The sequence below is a fragment of the Microbacterium sp. NPDC060132 genome (genome assembly GCF_042729675.1).
Lineage (GTDB): Bacteria > Actinomycetota > Actinomycetes > Actinomycetales > Microbacteriaceae > Microbacterium > Microbacterium sufflavum.
Window position 1 is genome coordinate 109055 of sequence record NZ_JBHWXU010000002.1, and the last position, 18299, is coordinate 127353.

The following is an 18299-nucleotide window of genomic DNA, read 5'->3' on the forward strand; positions in this document are numbered from 1 at the left end:
GCCTCGTCATGGCGGGTTGGCGTTTCGAGGCGATCGGCACGCACTGGGAGATCGAGACGTCATCGCCGCTCCCGGAGCCCGTCCGATCCGCCGTGTCGGCGGTGATCGAGAGGTTCGACCGCGCCTGGTCGCGGTTCCGGGCCGACTCGGAGGTCTCGCGGCTCGGGCGCGAGGGCGGGACGCTGGCCTCCGCCGACGCGGCGCCCATGCTCGACGCGTATCGCGCGCTGACCACGGCGACCGACGGGGCCGTCAACCCTCTCGTCGCCGACAGTCTCGCCGCCCTGGGCTACGACCGGGAGTACTCGCTCGTGCCGCGGGACCCGCTCGCCGCGCCCGCGGACTGGACGGAGCGGGTCTCGTGGACCTCGACCGGGGTGACCGCGTCGGCTCCGGCCCTGCTCGACGTCGGCGCGCTCGGCAAGGGTCGCCTGGTGGACCTGGTGATGACGGAACTGGCGGAGGTGCCGGACGACGTCGTGGTCGACGCGGGCGGTGACCTCCGGGTCCGCGGCTCCGGTGAGCGCGTCGCCCTGGAGCATCCGTACGACCCGCGGAAGGCCGTGGGCGTGGTCGAGGTGCGTGACGGCGCGCTGTGCGCCTCGGCCGTGAACCGCCGCGCGTGGGGAGACGGGCTGCATCACGTGCTGGACGCCCGCACCGGGGTGCCCGTGCGCACCTGGGCGGCGACCTGGGCGCTGGCGCCCGACGCGATGATCGCCGACGCCGTGGCCACCGCGCTGTTCTTCGACGGGGGCCCGGCGCTCGCCCTGGCCTGGGGCGTGGAGTGGGTGCGCATGACCACCGATGGGCGCCTGCAGTGGTCGCCGGGCTGTCCGGCCGAGCTGTTCACGGTGGGCGGGCCTGGCCGGGCGGCCGCTGACTAGGGAAGAGTGGAACCGTGATCACGACATTCGCCGCTGCACGCCAGCGCGTCCTCGCCGTGCTGGGCGCGCTGTCGATGTACCGCCTGGTGCTGTTCGCCCTCATCGCCCTCGCCGCGATCGCCCTCGTCCTGTCGCTGTTCGGGGTGATCGTGTCGCCGACGCCCGTCGAGCTCGTGGTGTCGTTCGTGGTGCTCGCGGCCGTGATCTCGGCGGTGGACGCGGCGGCGCAGCGCATCCTCCGGCTGCCGTGGCGGATCGAGTCGTCGCTGGTGACCGCGCTCATCCTGCTGTTCGTGCTGCGTCCCGGTGTGGAGCCCGCAGCCCTGCTCGGGCTCGCGATCGCGGGCGCCGTGGCGAGCGTGTCGAAGTACGTGATCGCCTGGCGCGGCCGCCACATCTTCAACCCGGCGGCCTTCGGTGCGGCGGTCGTCTCGATCCTCGGCGCGTTCGGAGCCTTCGCGTGGCTGGGCACTTCGTCGTCGTGGTGGGTCGGCACTCCGGTGCTCGCCGTGCCGGTGGTGCTGCTCGGGCTCGCCGTGCTCTGGCGCACCGAGAAGATCCGGGTCGTGTCGCTCTTCCTCGTGGCCGCGGTGGCCACGTCCCTGGTGCGCCAGGCCGTGCAGGCGGCGCAGTTCGACATCCCGTTCGACCTCGTCACGGCGCTGTCGTTCGCGGTGCTGCAGTCGCCGTTCCTGTTCCTCGGCGCGTTCATGCTGTCCGAGCCGCTCACGCTCCCGCCACGACGGCGACAGCAGCTCGCGGTCGCGGTCCTGGTCGGCGTGCTCGCCGGCTGGCCGATCTCGGTGGCCGGGCTGTTCACGCTCGGCCAGGAGCGGGCGCTGCTGATCGGCAACCTGCTCGCCTTCGCGTTCGCGCTGCGCGGCTCGGTGCGGCTCGTGCTGGAGCGTCGCACCTTCGTCACCCCGACCGCGCAGGAGCTCACGTTCCGCGCGAAGGGGCGGGTCCGGTTCCTCGCCGGCCAGTACCTCGAGCTGGACGTGCCGCACCGCCGTCCCGACGCGCGGGGCACTCGACGGGAGTTCAGCATCGTCTCGGCACCGGCCGACCTGCCGACGCTGCGCATCGCGTACAAGAACGGCGACCAGAAGCACCCGTCCAGCTACAAGCGCGCGCTGGCGGCCGCGGAGCCGGGGGCGACGTTCGCGGTCACCGGCACGTGGGGCGACTTCGTCCTGCCGCGCGGCGAGCAGCCCGTGCTCATGGTCGCGGCGGGCATCGGCGTGACGCCGTTCGTGTCGCAGTTGCGGCAGCTGCGGGCCACGGGTCAGCAGCGCGACGTGGTGCTGGTCTACGTCGCCGCGGAGGCCGCGGAGCTCGCGTTCCGGGAGGAGCTGGAGGCGACCGGCGTGCGGACGGTGGTGTTCACGCGCGACGAGCCCACCGGGCTTCCCGCGCACTGGTCCTGGGCGCGGGGCGCGCGCCTGGGTGCGGAGTCGCTCGAGCAGGCCGTGCCCGACCTGGCCGAGCGGCACGCGTTCATCTCCGGACCGCCGCGGCTGATCGCCGACCTCGCGCCGGCGCTGCAGAGGGCGCGCAGCCTCACGACCGATGCGTTCGCGGGTTACTGAGCGGGGGCCGGAGCGGGCGCGGACGGGATCCGCACCGTGAAGGTGGTGTCACCCGGCTCGCTGGTCACGTCGATCACGCCCCCGTGCCCCTCGACGATGGCCTTCACGATCGCGAGGCCGAGCCCGGTGCCGCCGGTCTGACGGGCGCGCGAGGTGTCACCGCGGGCGAAGCGGGCGAAGAGCTCGTCGCGGATCGCGGGGTCGATGCCCGGCCCGTCGTCGTGCACGCGGAGCACGGCGTCGTCGCCCTCCCTGGCGACGCTGAGCGTCACCGTGGTCCCCGCCGGGGTGTGTGCCCTGGCGTTCGCGAGCAGGTTCGCCACCACCTGGTGCATGCGCCCGGCATCGCCCAGGATCAGCACCGGCTCGTCCGGGACCTCGATGCTCCAGTGGTGCTCGGGTGCGGTCGGCCGCGCGTCGGAGAGGCCCTCCAGCGCGAGCTGCGCGAGGTCGACGTTGCTGTAGACGAGCTCGCGGCCCTCGTCGAGCCGGGCGAGCAGCAGCAGGTCCTCCACGAGCCTGGTCATGCGCAGCGACTGCGCCTGGATGCGCTCGAGCGACGACGTGGTGCCCTCGATCGCCTCGGGGGCCTTGGCGGGGTCGGTCGCGGCGTCCGCCTGACGGAGCGCGCGCAGGGAGAGCTCGGAGTAGCCGCGGATCGAGGCGAGCGGGGTGCGCAGCTCGTGGCTCGCGTCGGCGACGAACTGCCGCATGCGCTCCTCGTTCTTCTGCCGAGCGGCGAGGGAGACGTCCACGTGGTCGAGCAGCTTGTTGAGCGCCGCGCCCACCAGCCCGGTCTCCGTGCGCGGATCGGCCTCGGCGGGCGGCACGCGCTCGGTGATGCTGACCTCGCCGCGGTCGAGCTGCTGGTTCGCGACCCGGGTGGCGGTCGCGGCGACCGCGCGCAGCGGACGAAGGCTCACCCGGATGGTCACCGCGGTGGTGAGGGCGAGGAGGATCAGGCCGCCCACGGTCGCGAGCACGATCACGGTGAGCAGCTGCGTGAGCTGGTTCTGGATCTCGTCGCGGGGGAGGCCGGTGACCACGACGACGCCGTTGCTCGCGGTGGTCGCGAAGACGCGGTACGAGCCGAGCCCGTCGAACGTGATGGTGCCCTGGGTGCCGAGGGCGACCGTGCCGTACAGCTGTCGCAGCTGCTCGGAGGTGAGGGTGGTCGACCGGTTGCTGAGCTCGGCGCGGTTGTCGTGGAACGCGACGCCCGTGGCACCGGCGACGGGGCTTCCCACCGAGAGCAGCAGCCCCGGCACGGGGTCGATGCGGTAGAGGATGTTCTCGACGGTCGCATCGGACGGCGCGACCCGCTCGACGACCTGGTCGCGGATCGTGACGGCGTAGCCCTTGACCTTGTCGTCGAGCTGCTGTTCGAGCGTGCTGCCGAGGGTGGCGCTGGTGATGATGGCGACGATGACGAGGATGAGCGACACGAAGCCGATCACGGCCGTCATGAGCCGCGTCTGCAGGCTCATGGGGCGTCGCGTCATCGTCGCTCCGCTCACTGCGGGGCCTTGATCATGTAGCCGACGCCGCGCACCGTGTGCAGCAGAGGAGTGCGTCCGGCGTCGATCTTCTTGCGCAGGTAGGAGATGTACAGCTCGACCACCGACGACTTCCCGCCGAAGTCGTAGCTCCACACCCGGTCGAGGATCTGCGCCTTCGACAGCACGCGGCGCTCGTTGCGCATCAGGTAGCGCAGCAGCTCGAACTCGGTCGCGGTCAGCTCGATCTCGGTGCCGTCGCGCACGACCTCGTGGCTGTCCTCGTTGAGCGTGAGGTCGGCCACGCGGAGGATGGACTGCCCGTCGTCTGCGGTCGCGTGACCGGTGCGGCGGATGATCGCGCGCAGGCGGGCGATCACCTCTTCGAGGCTGAACGGCTTGGTCACGTAGTCGTCGCCGCCGGCGGTGAGGCCCGCCACGCGGTCGCCGACGGCGTCCTTGGCCGTGAGGAACAGCACGGGCACGAGGTTGCCCGCATCGCGGAGCCGCTTGAGCACGGACATCCCGTCGAGGTCGGGCATCATGATGTCGAGCACGAGCGCGTCCGGCTCGAACTCCTTGGCCACCTGGATGGCCTCGAGGCCGGACGACGCGGTGCGCACCTCCCACCCCTCCATCCGCAGGGCCATGGCGAGCAGGTCGGTGAGCATCTGCTCGTCGTCCACGGCGAGGATGCGCAGAGGGGAGCCGTCGGGGCGGCGCAGTTCGGGCAGGTCGCTGGTCATAGCGTCTATTCTGCGGAATCTCCTATGCGATTTCTATGGAGGCCGCTATGTGTTCTCTGGGAACAGCCCTCCCGAATGTCTGCGCCCGGGTCTACCGTGTGCTCATGACCGACAGCGTCGAGCATCCTTCCCCCATCGTCCACCGTCCCTCCACCGTCTCCGAGGTCGCCGACCTCGTCCGTCGCGCCGCGCGGGAACCCGTCCCGCTGACCGTCGTCTCCGGCGGCCACGGCCCCTGGTCGCACGCCCCCGCACCCGGCATCCGCATCGAGCTCGGCGCCCTGTCCTCCGTCGAGGTCGAGGGCACGAGGGTCCGCATCGGCGGCGGCGCCGTCTGGGGCCACGTGGCCGCGGAGCTCGCGAACCACGGCCTCGCGCTCAGCTCGGGCGACACCGCGAGCGTCGGCGTGGGCGGTCTCACCCTCGGCGGCGGCATCGGCTGGATGGTCCGGGCCTGGGGCCTCGCGGTCGACCAGCTGGTCGGCGCGCAGGTCGTGACCGCGACCGGCGACGTGATCGAGACCTCCGCCGACGAGCACCCCGAGCTGTTCTGGGCGCTGCGCGGCGGTGGCGGCAACTTCGGCATCGTCACCCGCTTCGACTTCGAGGCGCACCGGCTCCCGGGCATCGCGCTGGCCGAGAACGTCGTCGACGGTGATGCCACCGACGTCCTCCGGGCGACACGCGACCTGATGCGCGATGCCCCGCGCGAGCTCACCGTCACGTTCATGGACGTGCCGCCCATGGACCCGAGTGCTCCGGCGGGCGCCAGGCTCACCGCGGTCTGGGCCGGCCCCGAGCCCGAGGCGCTGCAGGCCGCCCTCGCCCCGATCGCCGCGCTCGATGGCGTGCACAGTGAGGTCAGTACGCCGGCCTACCGCGACATCCTGCTGGAGATGCCGCAGCCCGAGGGGGAGGAGGCCCCCGCTCCTCCCGGGTTCATCGCGGCCAACGGGCTCATGTCCGACCTCGATGATGAGCTGATCGACCGCCTGATCGCCTTCCGGAGCGCCTATCCGGCGTCGGTCGTGTTCCTGCGTTCGCTCGGCGGCGCCTTCGCCGACGTGCCCCAGGAGGCGACCGCGTTCCCCGCCCGTTCCGCGACCTGGTTCGTGATGGCGGCCGCCTTCGACATCCCCGGACTGCTCGACGATGCCGCGCGCGAGCGCGCTGCCGTCGAGGTCCAGCGGATCGCCGCGGGGCGCCTCGCCGAGTACAGCAACTTCGTCGACACGGAGCAGTCCGAGACGGTCGCCGGCATGTATGCCGAAGAGGCGTTCGCCCGGCTCCTCGAGGTCAAGCGGCAGTGGGACCCGCAGAACCTGTTCCGCCGCAACCACAACATCAGCGTCTGAGCGACGACGCACGAGGGCCCGGGAACCATGCGGTTCCCGGGCCCTCGTCGCACGGAGGCGTCAGTGCGTGTCCTCGGCCTCGATCTCGGTGCGGTCGCCCGACCACAGCGTGTGGAACGTGCCGTCCTTGTCGATGCGCTTGTAGGTGTGGGCGCCGAAGAAGTCGCGCTGGCCCTGCACGAGCGCGGCGGGGAGGCGGTCGGCGCGGATGCCGTCGTAGTACGACAGCGACGACGAGAACGCCGGGGCGGGGATGCCCGACTGCGCGGCCGTCACCACGACGCGGCGCCAGGCGGACTGGGCGCGGGTCAGCGCCTCGGCGAAGTACGGCGCCGTCATCAGCACGGGAAGGTCGGGCGTCTCGGCGTAGGCGTCCGCGATCCGGTTCAGGAACTGCGCCCGGATGATGCAGCCGCCGCGCCAGATCTTGGAGATCGCGCCGAGGTCGATGTTCCAGCCGTACTCGGCGGCCCCCGCGCGGATCTCGTCGAAGCCCTGCGAGTACGCGACGATCTTCGACGCGTAGAGCGCCAGGCGCACGTCCTCGATGAACGCATCGACCTGATCGGCCGGCACGGTGAACTCCTCGTCGGGTCCGGGCAGCGACGCGGCGACGGCGCGCTGCTCGGGGTGCGAGGAGAGCGAGCGGGCGAAGGTCGCCTCGGCGATGCCGGAGACCGGGACGCCGAGCGACAGCGCGGTCTGCACGGTCCAGGCGCCGGTGCCCTTGGCGCCGGCCTGGTCGAGGATCACATCGACGAGGGGCTTGCCGGTCTCCGCATCCACCTGACGGAGCACCTCGGCGGTGATCTCGATCAGGTACGACTCGAGCTCGCCGCGGTTCCACTCCGCGAAGATCTCGGCGATCTCGGCGGGCGACTTGCCGGTGCCGCGACGGATGAGGTCGTAGGCCTCGGCGATCAGCTGCATGTCGGCGTACTCGATGCCGTTGTGCACCATCTTGACGAAGTGGCCGGCACCGTCGTGACCCACGTGCGTGACGCACGGTTCGCCCTCGGCGACCGCCGCGATGGACTTGAGGATCGGGCCGAGCGTGACCCACGACTCGTCGGAGCCGCCGGGCATGATCGAGGGACCGGTGAGCGCACCCTCTTCGCCGCCGGAGATGCCGGCGCCGACGAAGTTGATGCCCGTCTCCCGCACGGCCTTCTCGCGGCGGATGGTGTCGGGGAAGTAGGCGTTGCCGCCGTCGACGATGATGTCGCCCGGCTCGAACACTTCGACCAGCGAATCGATCACCGCGTCGGTCGGGGCACCCGCCTTGACCATGATGATGGCCGTGCGCGGCTTCTGCAGCGCATCGGCGAACTCCTGGTACGTCCGGGCGGGGATGAAGCCGGCTTCCGGATGCTCCTCGAGGAGGGTCTCGGTCTTCTCGTAGCTGCGGTTGAAGATCGCCACGGTGTTGCCCTCGCGGCTGGCGAGGTTGCGGGCGAGGTTCGACCCCATGACGGCGAGTCCGACGACTCCGATGTTCGCTGATGCTTCGGGCACAGAGGGCTCCTCGATCGTGAAGAAGGGTTGTGTTCAGCGTATCGCTGTGCGGTCGGTCGGCGCGCGATCGTGTCCTCGTGAGGCCGCGGCGGTGCGGCCCGCCTCGACCTCTACGCTGGTCGGAGCAGGCCTGCAGAGAGGGAGTCGTCGTGACGGAGTCCGAGAAGAAGGTGCGCGCCGTGGTGGCGGTGCCGCTGCCCGAGGAGCTGTGCCGGCTCATCGAAGAGCTGGAGCCGCGCCTGGAGGTGGTGAGCGATCCGTCGCTCGTGCCGCCGATGCGCGGGCCCGCGGACTGGTCGGGCGACCCCGGGTTCACGCGCACGCCGCAGCAGCAGGAGGCCTTCGACGCCCTGGTCGACTCCGCCGACGTGCTGTTCGGGATCCCGGACGTCGATCCCCGCGCCCTGGCGCGCACGGTGTCCGCGAACCCGCGGCTGCGCTGGGTCATGACCACGGCGGCGGGCGGCGGGAGCACGGTGCGCGCCGCGGACCTCGGTCGCGCCGACCTGGACCGGGTCGTCTTCACCACGAGCGCCGGCGTGCACGGTGGCACGCTCGCCGAGTTCGCGGTGTTCGCCGTGCTCGCCGGTGCCAAGGGGTTGCCGCGTCTGCTGGAGGATCAGCGCGACCGTCGCTGGCCCGAGCGGTGGGAGATGAGGCAGGTCGAGGAGATGACGGTGCTCGTCGTCGGGTTGGGCGGGATCGGAGCGGAGTGCGCGCGCCGATTCGATGCGCTGGGTGCGCGGGTGTGGGGCACGAGCCGTTCCGGCCGCCCGGTGGAGGGGGTCGAGCGGCTCGTCTCCCCGGATGCGCTGAGCGAGGTGGTCGCGGAGGTCGACGCGATCGTGGTCACGCTGCCCGGTACCGCGCAGACCCGGCACCTGATCGGCGACGACGTGCTGCGGGCGGTGCGCCCCGGGGTGATCGTCACCAACGTGGGCCGGGGGAGCGTGATCGACGAGGCCGCGCTGCTGCGGGCGCTGGACGACGGGCGCGTGGGGTTCGCCGGGCTGGACGTGTTCGAGGAGGAGCCGCTGCCGGAGGGCTCGCCCCTGTGGTCGCACCCGCGCGTGCTCGTGAGTCCGCACACCGCGGCGCTCAGCTCCCGCGAGGAGGAGCGCATCGCCCGCCGCTTCGCGGAGAACGCCACCCGCCTGCTCGACGGCCGCGAGCTGCGCGCCGTGGTCGACACCGTCGAGTTCTACTGATCCGGGCGGCGATGAGCGTCCGCATCGTGGTGATGGGGCCGAGCGGCTCGGGCAAGTCGACGGTGGGCCGGGCCCTCGCGGAGGCGCTGGACGCGCGGTTCGTCGACGGTGACGATCTGCATCCGCTCACCAGCGTCGACAAGATGGCTGCCGGTGTCCCGCTCGACGACGAGGACCGCCTGCCGTGGTTGCGGGTCGTGGGCGAGACGCTGCGCGCGCACGACCGCATCGTGATCGCCTGCTCCGCGCTGCGGCGTCGCTACCGCGAGGCGATCAGGACGGAGGCGCCGGAGGCGTTCTTCGCGGAGCTCGTCGTCGATCCTGCGGTGCTGGCCGCGCGGATGCGGGCGAGGGAGGACCACTTCATGCCGGCGTCGCTGCTGGACTCGCAGCTCGCGGCGCTGGAGCCGCTGGAGGGCGATGAGCGCGGGGTGCGGGTCGAGGCCACGCGGAACCCCGCCGGGGAGGTCGACGCCATCGTCGCCGCGTGGCGGGACGAGGGGCGTCGGAGGGGCGATCAGTCCTTGCGGTAGCCGGAGCGGCCGAGCGAGAACAGCGCGCCCGCGGTACCGATCGCGGCGCAGAGCGTCATGGCGCCGATGAGCCAGAGAAGGACGTGCGAGAGGAAGGCGCCGTCGAGCATGGGGGTACTCCGAGTTCTGCAGAAGGGACGGTGTCCTCAGCCTATCGGGTGATCCGGTACCATGGACACGTACCTCGGCGAGGGATGCTTCTGCGCGTGCGCGGATATCCGTAATCGACGCGGCGAAGCAAGCCCGGTGGCTTTCCTCACGCGTCCGCGTTCGAGTTCACAATTCCAAGACCACCGCGCGGCGCCTTCGCTGCGTGCCCCGAAGGAGAACCCATGTCTGAAGACACCACGGTCCACGCCGAGCTGCGCAACAGCTTCGGCAAGGGCTTCGCCCGTCGTCTGCGCGCCGCCGGCAAGATCCCCGCCGTCATCTACGGCCACGGCACCGAGCCCGTGCACGTCGCGCTCCCGGGCCACCAGGTCTCGCTGATCGTGCGTCGCGCGAACGCGCTGCTCGACCTCGACATCGAGGGCACCTCGCAGCTCGCGCTCGTCAAGGACGTGCAGAAGGACCCGGTGCACCAGATCATCGAGCACATCGACCTGCTGGTCGTGAAGAAGGGCGAGAAGGTCGCGATCGACGTTCCCGTCGTCGTCACGGGCGAGTCGGCTCCCGGCACCATCGTCAACCTCGACGCGACCACGCTGTCGGTCGAGGCCGAGGCCACCCACATCCCGGAGCACATCGAGGTGTCGGTCGAGGGTCTCGAGGAGGGCGCGCACATCACGGCCGCCGACGTCACCCTGCCCAAGGGTTCGTCGCTGCTGACCGACCCCGAGGTCCTGGTCGTCGCGATCGCCGTTCCGGCCGCTCCGGTCGAGGACGAGGCCGAGGCCGCCGAGGGCGAGGCTCCCGCCGAGGCTGCCGAGGAGGCCGCCGCGGAGTGATCTCCGACAGCTTCACCACGGAGGGGACGCGATCGCATCGCGTCCCCTCCGTCGTATCCTGACCGGGTGCGCGGCGCCCGCGAGAGAGGACGAGGAATGGCAGTCACCTGGCTCGTTGTCGGACTCGGCAACCCGGGTCCGCGGTACGAGGCGACCCGCCACAACATCGGCCAGCTGGTCGTCGACGAGTTGGCGAGCAGGCGCGGCGAGACGTTCCGTGAGCACAAGGGCGGTGCTCGCGTGGTGGAGACGTGGCTGCGCCCGGGGGCGGACAAGCTTGTGCTCGCCAAGCCGAACACCTTCATGAACGTCTCGGGGACACCGGTCGCCGCACTGGCCCGGTTCTACTCCGTCGCGCCGGAGCACGTGGTCGTGGTGCACGACGAGCTCGACATCCCGTTCGACACGGTGAAGCTGAAGACGGGCGGCGGCCACGGCGGACACAACGGCGTGCGCGACGTGGCGCGCGCGCTCACGACGCCCGAGTTCCCGCGCGTGCGCGTGGGGATCGGGCGCCCGCCCGGGCGTCAGGACCCCGCCGATTGGGTGCTGTCCCCGTTCGGGAAGGACGAGCGGGCGAACCTGCCGCTCCTCGTCGCGGATGCCGCCGATGCGGTCGAGCTGCTGGTGGACGAGGGGCTCCTGGCCGCGCAGCAGAAGCACCACGCGCCCCGCTGAGCGGTCGTGCGCTCAGGCGGGGGAGCCCGCGAATCCGGCGGCACCACCGACGGCGAACGTGACGAGCACGACGGCGGAGAAGATCACGACGCCGAGCACGGCGAGCACGAGCGCGGCGATCCCGGCACCGCGACCCTGCCGACGGCGGATCGCGATGATGCCGAGGACGAGCGCGGCGACGCCGAACACCGTCCCGGTCCAGAACGACAGCTCCGCCCACAGCACCTGATCTCGCGCCGGGCTGAGGACGCTCAGGTCATTGCCGCTCGAGACGCCGTAGGGGAGTCGTCGGCCGATCTCGAAGGCGCTGATGCCGCCGAGGATCGGGGCCACGACGGCCGCGACGAGGGAGAAGACGAGGGCGAGCGAGCCCAGGACGCCGGAGCGCTGCGGAGCCGCATCCGGCACGCTGTAGGCCCCGGACGGCACCGCGTAGCCGCCCACGGGCACGGCGTAGGCGCCGGGAGGGGCGGCGGGTGCGACCGGAGCCGCGGTCGGGTATGCGCCGGGGGCGGTGGCGTATGCCGGGGGTACCGGGGCAGCGCCGTACGACGGCGGGACCGGGGCGGCTGCGTACGACGACGAGACCGGGGCGGCATCGTATGCGGGCGGGACCGGGGCGGCATCGTATGCGGGCGGGACCGGGGCGGCGGACGGCGCGGGGGCGTATGCCGGGGGTGCCGGCGGGGGTCCGTCGGGGGTCGAGCGTGCGTCGGGGGGAGGAGGCAGCTGGGGATCGGTCACGCCCCCCATCCTAGAGGCGCTGCCGTCCTCGCCCCCGGGCGCCGCCGCCGTCAGACCCGCCGGAGCAGTCCGACGCGGTCGTACACGTCGGACAGCGTCGCATCGGCGACGGCGTCCGCGCGGGCGGCGTTCGCGGCGAGGATGCGGTCGAGCTCGGCCGGGTCGTCGAGGAGCTCGAGCGCGCGCTCCCGCACCGGCCCGAACTCCGCCACCACGACCTCTGCCAGGCCCTTCTTGAAGTCTCCGTAGCCACGGCCCGCGTACTCGTCCTCGATCGCGGCGATCTGCCGACCGGTGAGGGCTGCGTAGATCGTCAGCAGGTTCGAGACACCGGGCTTGTTCTCGCGGTCGAACCGCACCGAGCCCTCGTTGTCGGTCACGGCCCGCATGATCTTCTTGGCCGACTTGGCCGGGTCGTCGAGCATCCACAGGACGCCGGCGTCGCTCTCCGCCGACTTCGACATCTTCGCGGTCGGGTTCTGCAGGTCGTAGATCCGTGCCGTCTCCTTCTGGATGACGGGGATCGGCACCGTGAAGGTGGGACCGAAGCGCGTGTTGAAGCGCTCGGCGAGGTCGCGCGTGAGCTCGACGTGCTGCTTCTGGTCGTCGCCGACCGGCACGACGTCGGTCTGGTAGAGGAGGATGTCCGCGGCCATGAGCACTGGATAGGTGAAGAGTCCGACGCTGGTCGCGTCAGCGCCGTACCGGGCGGACTTGTCCTTGAACTGCGTCATGCGACCGGCCTCGCCGAAACCGGTGATCGTGCTGAGGATCCAGGCCAGCTCGGCGTGTGCGCGCACGTGGGACTGCACGTACAGCGTCGACTGCGAGGGCTCGATGCCCGCTGCGATGTACTGCGCAGCCGTCCGGCGCGTCTTCTCCCGCAGCTCCGCCGGCTCCTGGGCCACGGTCAGGGCGTGCAGGTCGACCACGGAGAAGAAGGCGTCGTACGAGTTCTGCAGCTCTCGCCACTGCAGGAGAGCGCCGATGTAGTTGCCGATCTGGAGGGAGTCGGCGGAGGGCTGCATTCCGGAGTAGAGACGAGGCTTGTTCACCCGTCAATCCTATGCGCCCGTCGCGCGGCCCTCCGCGCGGCCGTCGCCTACGCTGGCGGCATGACCGAGACACCCCCGCCCGCACGAGGCAAGGTCTTCCTCGACGCCCTCGGAGCGGAGGCGGAGCGACTGCATCCGGAACTGCTCGCCTCGTTCCGTCGCCCCTCGGCCGTCGGTCACGCGGAGGGGGTGTTCGCGATCGCGGGAAGCCGCTTCGGTCGATGGTCGGCGCTCGCCCGTCCCGTCGTGGGCCCGCGTCTGCTCGTCACCGCCCGGGGCCGCGCGGTGCCATTCACGCTGATGACGGTGTCCGGGCGGTCTCCGTCGGGGCGTGCCACGCTCGACTCCGTCCGCGTGTTCGGCTTCTCCCGCGGTGCGCAGGAGATCGCCGACCGTCTGACCGTGAGCGTCCGCCCTGGGCTGGTGCGCAACCTCCTCGGCTCGCGCGGTCGGGTCGAGCTGATCGAGGCGTGCTCCGTGACATCGGAGGGGTTCCTCCGCATGAGCACGGTGCGGGTCGCGCTGCGTCTGTGCGGTCGACGGGTCGCGCTCCGCGGACCCCTCGGCGTGCACGTCGATCTCGTGGACGGCTGGGACGAGGAGCACCGTCGTCGCACGATCGACATGCGCGCGGTGAACCCGGTGCTGGGGACGGTCTTGGAGTACCGCGGGTGGTACCGCGAACAGGACCGGCACGCGGCTGCGCAGCCCGGCTCGCGGCCCGGCTCCTAGCGAGCCCGGCACGACGTAACCTCCCGCGCGGCCGGCTCGGCGTCCTCAGTACGAGTAGTCGACGACGACCGGTGCGTGGTCGCTCCACCGCTGGTCGTAGGCGGCGGCCCTGGCGACGTGGTAAGCCTCGACCCGTTCCGCGAGAGCGGGAGTTGCGAGGTGGTAGTCGATGCGCCACCCGGAGTCGTTGTCGAATGCCTTCCCGCGCATGGACCACCACGTGTACGGACCGTCGACCTCACCGTGGAAGCGGCGCCCGACATCGACCCAGCCGAGGCCGGTGCCGACCGAGCCGTCGGTCCCCGTGATCGACATGCCCGCCTCGCCGAGGAACCGGTCGAAGTACGCGCGTTCCCGCGGGAGGAAGCCGGCCTTGGTGCGGTTCCCGCGCCAGTTCTTGATGTCGAGCTCGCGGTGTCCCACGTTGAGGTCGCCCGTGACGAGGGCGAGGGCGCCGTCGGTGTTCAGCGACGCGAGTCGGGCCTCGAACGCGTCGAGGAACTTCCACTTCTCGTCCTGCTTCGGGGTGTCCGCCTCGCCCGAGTGCACGTAGGCGCTGACCACCGTCAGCGGCTGGTCGCCGATCACGTAGTCGGCCTCGATCCAGCGACCCTTCGAATCGAAGTCCTCCGGCCCGAAGTCGGTGCGGGAAGCGACGGCGGGGAGGCGGCTGGCGATCGCGACGCCTGCGCGCCCCTTCGCCGTCGCCTCGTCGTGCACGAAGGTCCATCCGGGGAGGGCGGCCTCGATGTGCTCGTCCTGGCCGCGGACCTCCTGCAGGGTGAGGATGTCGATGTCCGCCGCGTCGAGCCACGAGCTCATCCCGTTGCGAGCCGCCGCTCGGATCCCGTTGACATTGACCGTGGCGATACGCAGATGAGGCATTCCTCCAGCCTAACGAGCGCCTCCGACATCACCGCGGTCCTGGCGGTGGTTGAGCTCTGTGAGCAGACGCTGTGCCAGCGGGGAACCCGCCGGCAGCGGCGGCGGGGCAGTGGCCTCGAGGTGCGCCACTTCCTCCCGTGCGCGGCGCAGCGCCCGCTCGGTCGCCCACACGCGGTACCAGGGGGCGGCATCGCGCTCCGCCTGCGCGTCTCGGGCTCGGATGCGCGCGGCGACGAGCAGCGCCCGGTGCTCGTCGATGCGGCGCTCCGCCTCAGTCTGGGCGAGGAGCGGCAGGTCGCGGTCCTGCGCCGTCACCGCCATCCACGACGCCGCGACGAGCATCACGACGCCGTTCACGCGGAACCACAGCAGCAGTCCGACGAAGATCGCGAACGTGGCCAGGAGAGGGTTCGACGGCGTGTAGCTCAGCAGGAAGCCGACACCGAACTGCAGCACGGTCATGGCCGCACCGCCGAGGAGCGCGCCCGGCCAGATCACTCCCCAGTGCAGCGAGGTCCCGGTGAGGAATCGCACCATCGCGGCCAGGGCCCCGGTCAGGAGCACGAAGGACACGAGCACGGTCCCGATCCGGATGCTGAGGTTCAGCCCGTCCGATCCGGAGTCCCACCCGAGGAGAGTGAGGAGCCAGCGCAGCACGGCCGCACTGGCCGAGCTGAGGGCCGACCCGAGGATCAGGGCCACCCCGAAGATGAGGGCCGCGAGCAGGTCGCGGGCCTTCAGCAGCAGGTAGCTGCGGCGGTCGGGCTCGAGCCCGAAGATGTCTCGCACGGCGCGGCGGGAGAAGGTGACCCAGCCGATCGCGGTCCAGATCACCGTGCCCAGGGCGATGAGGCCGGTGACGCCGAGCACGCCGGTCGTGTTGGAGGCGATCTCCTGCACCTGCTGCGGTGTGAACACGCCGCCCTGATCGAGGATCAGGTTCGGGATGTAGTTGTTGATGATGTCGATGAGGCCGTTGACCGCATCTTCGCTGCCGCCCAGCCAGAGACCGGCGATGGCGAAGGCCAGGTACACCGCGGCGAAGATGGCGAACAGCGCCTGATAGCTCACGCCCGCGGCGAGCAGGAAGCCGTTGTGCTGCAGGAAGTGTCGCCACACCCGCACCGGGAACAGTCCCAGGGTGCGCTGCGTCAGCGCGGTCGCGCGCTCGACCGCCGCATCGAGACGACCGGGCTCGGTCGCGGCACCAGTGGGGTCGGACACGACCCCACCCTATCCAAGGCGCCCCACGCCGGGACGCCTCCGAGACGCGCGAAGGGCGGCTCCGCAGTCGGAGCCGCCCTTCGCGCGGGGGAGGAGATGCCTCAGGGGCGTCCGCGAAGGACCGCCTGCTTGACCTCTGCGATCGCCTTCGTGACCTCGATGCCGCGGGGGCACGCCTCGGAGCAGTTGAAGGTCGTGCGGCACCGCCACACACCCTCCTTGTCGTTGAGGATGTCGAGGCGCACGGCGGCGTTGTCGTCGCGCGAGTCGAAGATGAAGCGGTGCGCGTTGACGATGGCCGCCGGGCCGAAGTACTGACCGTCGGTCCAGAACACGGGGCACGAGGAGGTGCACGCGGCGCACAGGATGCACTTGGTGGTGTCGTCGAAGACCTCGCGGTCGGCGATGGTCTGCAGGCGCTCCTTGCCCTTCTCCGGCACGGAGTTCGCGACGAGGAACGGCTGCACCTCGCGGTACGACGCGAAGAACGGCTCCATGTCGACGACGAGGTCCTTCTCCAGCGGCAGGCCCTTGATGGCCTCGACGTAGATGGGCTTCGAGATGTCGAGGTCCTTGATCAGCGTCTTGCAGGCGAGGCGGTTCCGTCCGTTGATGCGCATGGCGTCGGAGCCGCAGATCCCGTGGGCGCAGGAGCGGCGGAACGTGAGCGAACCGTCGACCTCCCACTTGATCTTGTGCAGGGCGTCGAGCACGCGGTCGGTGGAGTAGAGCTCCACGTCGTAGTCGACCCAGTGCGGCTCGGCGTCGACCTCGGGGTCGAACCGGCGGATGTTGAACGTGACGATGAAGGACTGGATGCCGGTGTCTTCGGTCGTCTCCGCGGGGGCTTCGGCGATGGCGTTCGACATGGTCAGTACTTCCTCTCCATCGGCGGGTAGTTCAACTCGCCCTTGTCGTTCTTGGTGAACACGACGGGCTTCCAGTCGAGCTTGATGTGGTCGCTCGGGTCCGACGAGTGCGGGTCGCCCGTCAGGTAGGCCATGGTGTGCTTCATGTAGTTCTCGTCGTCGCGCTTCGGGAAGTCGTCGCGCATGTGACCGCCGCGGCTCTCCTCGCGGTTCTGCGCCGCGTAGACGACGACCTCGGCGATGTCGAGCAGGAAGCCCAGCTCCACGGCCTCGAGCAGGTCGGTGTTGAACCGGTGGCCCTTGTCGTCGACGTGCACGTTCTTGTAGCGCTCGCGCAGCTCGGCGATCACGCCCAGCACGTGCTGCAGCGACTCGTGCGTGCGGAACACCTGCGCGCCCTTGTCCATCTCGTCCTGCAGCGTCTTGCGCAGCACGGCGATGCGCTCGGTGCCCTGGTTGTTGCGCAGGTCCTCGAGCATGCCGGAGACGAACGCGGCGGGGTTCTCGGGGAGTGGAACGAACTCGGCGGTCTTGACGTACTCCACGGCGTTGCGGCCGCTTCGCTTGCCGAAGACGTTGATGTCGAGCAGCGAGTTGGTGCCGAGGCGGTTGGCGCCGTGCACCGAGACGCACGCGCACTCGCCGGCGGCGTACAGGCCGGGCACCACGGTGTCGTTGTCGGCCAGCACCTCGCCGTTGTTGTTGGTGGGGATGCCGCCCATGGCGTAGTGCGCGGTCGGCATCACGGGGACGGGCTCCACGACCGGGTCGACGCCCAGGTACGTGCGCGCGAACTCGGTGATGTCGGGGAGCTTGGTCTCGAGCACCTCGGCACCCAGGTGCGTGCAGTCGAGCAGCACGTAGTCCTTGTGCGGTCCGGCGCCGCGGCCCTCCGCGACCTCCTGCACCATGCAGCGCGCGACGATGTCACGCGGCGCGAGGTCCTTGATGGTGGGGGCGTATCGCTCCATGAACCGTTCGCCCGAGGCGTTGCGGAGGATCGCGCCCTCACCGCGGGCACCCTCGGTGAGGAGGATGCCGAGTCCGGCGAGTCCGGTCGGGTGGAACTGGAAGAACTCGAGGTCCTCCAGCGGGAGGCCCTTGCGCCAGACGATGCCGACGCCGTCGCCCGTGAGAGTGTGCGCATTCGACGTGGTCTTGAAGATCTTCCCGAAGCCGCCGGTCGCGAAGATGACGGCCTTGGACTGGAAGACGTGCAGCTCACCCGTGGCGAGGTCGTAGGCGACGACGCCGGCGATCTGGGTCTTGCCCGCCTCGTCCTTCACGGTGATGAGGTCGAGCACATAGAACTCGTTGAAGAAGTTGATGCCGAGCTTGACGCAGTTCTGGAACAGCGTCTGCAGGATCATGTGACCGGTGCGGTCGGCGGCGTAGCAGGCGCGGCGGACCGGGGTCTTGCCGTGCTCGGCCGTGTGACCGCCGAAGCGACGCTGGTCGATCTTGCCCTCGGGCGTGCGGTTGAAGGGAAGGCCCATGTTCTCGAGGTCGATGACCGCGTCGATGGCTTCCTTCGCGAGGATCTCCGCCGCGTCCTGGTCGACGAGGTAGTCGCCGCCCTTGACCGTGTCGAAGGTGTGCCACTCCCAGGAGTCCTCCTCGACGTTCGCGAGCGCCGCCGCCATGCCGCCCTGCGCGGCACCGGTGTGCGAGCGCGTCGGGTACAGCTTCGAGATCACGGCCGTCTTCGCGCCGGGGCCCGCCTCGATGGCCGCCCGCATCCCGGCGCCGCCGGCGCCCACGATGACGATGTCGAACTGGTGGTAGTGCACGCCGTCACGGACGACGGAATCCTGGGTCTGGGTAGTCACTTCTCGT

General features: G+C 70.9%; 18 protein-coding genes. 8 read left to right on the top strand and 10 right to left on the bottom strand.

Annotation, left to right across the window (positions count from 1 at the left end; genetic code table 11):
• Positions 1-8 precede the first annotated feature (8 nt).
• The gene (locus tag ACFWCH_RS17010) at positions 9-887 is read left to right on the top strand and encodes an FAD:protein FMN transferase (RefSeq protein WP_206253094.1); all 879 of its coding nucleotides are present in this window, start codon (positions 9-11) and stop codon (positions 885-887) included.
• A gap of 14 nt (positions 888-901) precedes the next feature.
• Positions 902-2476, top strand: coding sequence for an FAD-dependent oxidoreductase (locus ACFWCH_RS17015; protein ID WP_136030410.1), 1575 nt, complete (start codon positions 902-904; stop codon positions 2474-2476).
• Here ACFWCH_RS17015 and ACFWCH_RS17020 read toward each other — a convergent pair.
• Positions 2470-3963 carry a cell wall metabolism sensor histidine kinase WalK gene (locus tag ACFWCH_RS17020; RefSeq protein ID WP_136036313.1) on the bottom strand — a complete coding sequence of 498 codons (1494 nt, stop codon included), beginning with the start codon at positions 3961-3963 and terminating at the stop codon, positions 2470-2472. The two genes, ACFWCH_RS17015 and ACFWCH_RS17020, sit on opposite strands and share 7 nt — an antisense overlap.
• 26 nt (positions 3964-3989) lie before the next feature.
• Complete coding sequence (locus ACFWCH_RS17025) at positions 3990-4718, bottom strand: response regulator transcription factor (protein ID WP_136030408.1); 729 nt, start codon at positions 4716-4718, stop codon at positions 3990-3992.
• Positions 4719-4822: 104 nt separating this feature from the next.
• On the opposite strand from ACFWCH_RS17025, the gene ACFWCH_RS17030 reads away from it, so the two are divergent.
• Positions 4823-6073 (top strand): FAD-binding oxidoreductase, encoded by a 1251-nt coding sequence (locus tag ACFWCH_RS17030; RefSeq protein WP_378803911.1) that lies wholly within the window; start codon positions 4823-4825, stop codon positions 6071-6073.
• 60 nt (positions 6074-6133) lie between these two features.
• On the opposite strand, the gene gndA is transcribed toward ACFWCH_RS17030, so the two are convergent.
• Complete coding sequence (gndA, locus tag ACFWCH_RS17035; RefSeq protein ID WP_136030406.1) at positions 6134-7588, bottom strand: NADP-dependent phosphogluconate dehydrogenase; 1455 nt, start codon at positions 7586-7588, stop codon at positions 6134-6136.
• 149 nt (positions 7589-7737) lie between these two features.
• On the opposite strand from gndA, the gene ACFWCH_RS17040 reads away from it, so the two are divergent.
• On the top strand, positions 7738-8796 hold the full coding sequence (locus ACFWCH_RS17040; protein WP_247639055.1) for a D-2-hydroxyacid dehydrogenase: 1059 nt from the start codon (positions 7738-7740) through the stop codon (positions 8794-8796).
• 11 nt (positions 8797-8807) lie between these two features.
• Entirely contained in the window at positions 8808-9329 is a 522-nt protein-coding gene (locus ACFWCH_RS17045) for a gluconokinase (RefSeq protein ID WP_378803912.1), read from the top strand.
• On the opposite strand, the gene ACFWCH_RS17050 is transcribed toward ACFWCH_RS17045, so the two are convergent.
• Positions 9314-9439 carry a hypothetical protein gene (locus ACFWCH_RS17050; protein WP_275090547.1) on the bottom strand — a complete coding sequence of 42 codons (126 nt, stop codon included), beginning with the start codon at positions 9437-9439 and terminating at the stop codon, positions 9314-9316. The genes ACFWCH_RS17045 and ACFWCH_RS17050 overlap by 16 nt on opposite strands.
• 222 nt (positions 9440-9661) lie before the next feature.
• Between ACFWCH_RS17050 and ACFWCH_RS17055 the strand changes: the two genes are divergently transcribed.
• Both ACFWCH_RS17055 and pth read left to right on the top strand, forming a co-directional pair.
• Positions 9662-10276: a 50S ribosomal protein L25/general stress protein Ctc gene (locus tag ACFWCH_RS17055; protein ID WP_136030399.1), complete on the top strand. Its 615-nt coding sequence runs from the start codon at positions 9662-9664 to the stop codon at positions 10274-10276.
• 96 nt (positions 10277-10372) lie between these two features.
• Positions 10373-10954 carry an aminoacyl-tRNA hydrolase gene (gene pth, locus ACFWCH_RS17060; protein WP_136036311.1) on the top strand — a complete coding sequence of 194 codons (582 nt, stop codon included), beginning with the start codon at positions 10373-10375 and terminating at the stop codon, positions 10952-10954.
• Positions 10955-10966: 12 nt separating this feature from the next.
• On the opposite strand, the gene ACFWCH_RS17065 is transcribed toward pth, so the two are convergent.
• Both ACFWCH_RS17065 and trpS read right to left on the bottom strand, forming a co-directional pair.
• Positions 10967-11698 carry a hypothetical protein gene (locus tag ACFWCH_RS17065; RefSeq protein WP_378803913.1) on the bottom strand — a complete coding sequence of 244 codons (732 nt, stop codon included), beginning with the start codon at positions 11696-11698 and terminating at the stop codon, positions 10967-10969.
• A gap of 50 nt (positions 11699-11748) precedes the next feature.
• A complete protein-coding gene (gene trpS / locus ACFWCH_RS17070; RefSeq protein WP_136044440.1) occupies positions 11749-12753 on the bottom strand; it encodes a tryptophan--tRNA ligase in 1005 nt (334 codons plus the stop codon).
• A gap of 60 nt (positions 12754-12813) precedes the next feature.
• On the opposite strand from trpS, the gene ACFWCH_RS17075 reads away from it, so the two are divergent.
• Positions 12814-13485, top strand: coding sequence for a DUF4166 domain-containing protein (locus ACFWCH_RS17075; RefSeq protein ID WP_378803914.1), 672 nt, complete (start codon positions 12814-12816; stop codon positions 13483-13485).
• 45 nt (positions 13486-13530) lie between these two features.
• Here ACFWCH_RS17075 and ACFWCH_RS17080 read toward each other — a convergent pair whose 3' ends face one another.
• The 4 genes from ACFWCH_RS17080 to sdhA form a co-directional block, all read right to left on the bottom strand.
• A complete protein-coding gene (locus ACFWCH_RS17080) occupies positions 13531-14370 on the bottom strand; it encodes an exodeoxyribonuclease III (protein ID WP_378803915.1) in 840 nt (279 codons plus the stop codon).
• A 9-nt stretch (positions 14371-14379) separates the two neighbouring features.
• Complete coding sequence (locus tag ACFWCH_RS17085; protein WP_136030388.1) at positions 14380-15594, bottom strand: YihY/virulence factor BrkB family protein; 1215 nt, start codon at positions 15592-15594, stop codon at positions 14380-14382.
• 101 nt (positions 15595-15695) lie between these two features.
• Positions 15696-16463, bottom strand: coding sequence for a succinate dehydrogenase iron-sulfur subunit (locus ACFWCH_RS17090; RefSeq protein WP_136030386.1), 768 nt, complete (start codon positions 16461-16463; stop codon positions 15696-15698).
• Between the two features lie 2 nt (positions 16464-16465).
• On the bottom strand, positions 16466-18292 hold the full coding sequence (sdhA, locus tag ACFWCH_RS17095; protein ID WP_136030384.1) for a succinate dehydrogenase flavoprotein subunit: 1827 nt from the start codon (positions 18290-18292) through the stop codon (positions 16466-16468).
• Positions 18293-18299: the final 7 nt, after the last annotated feature.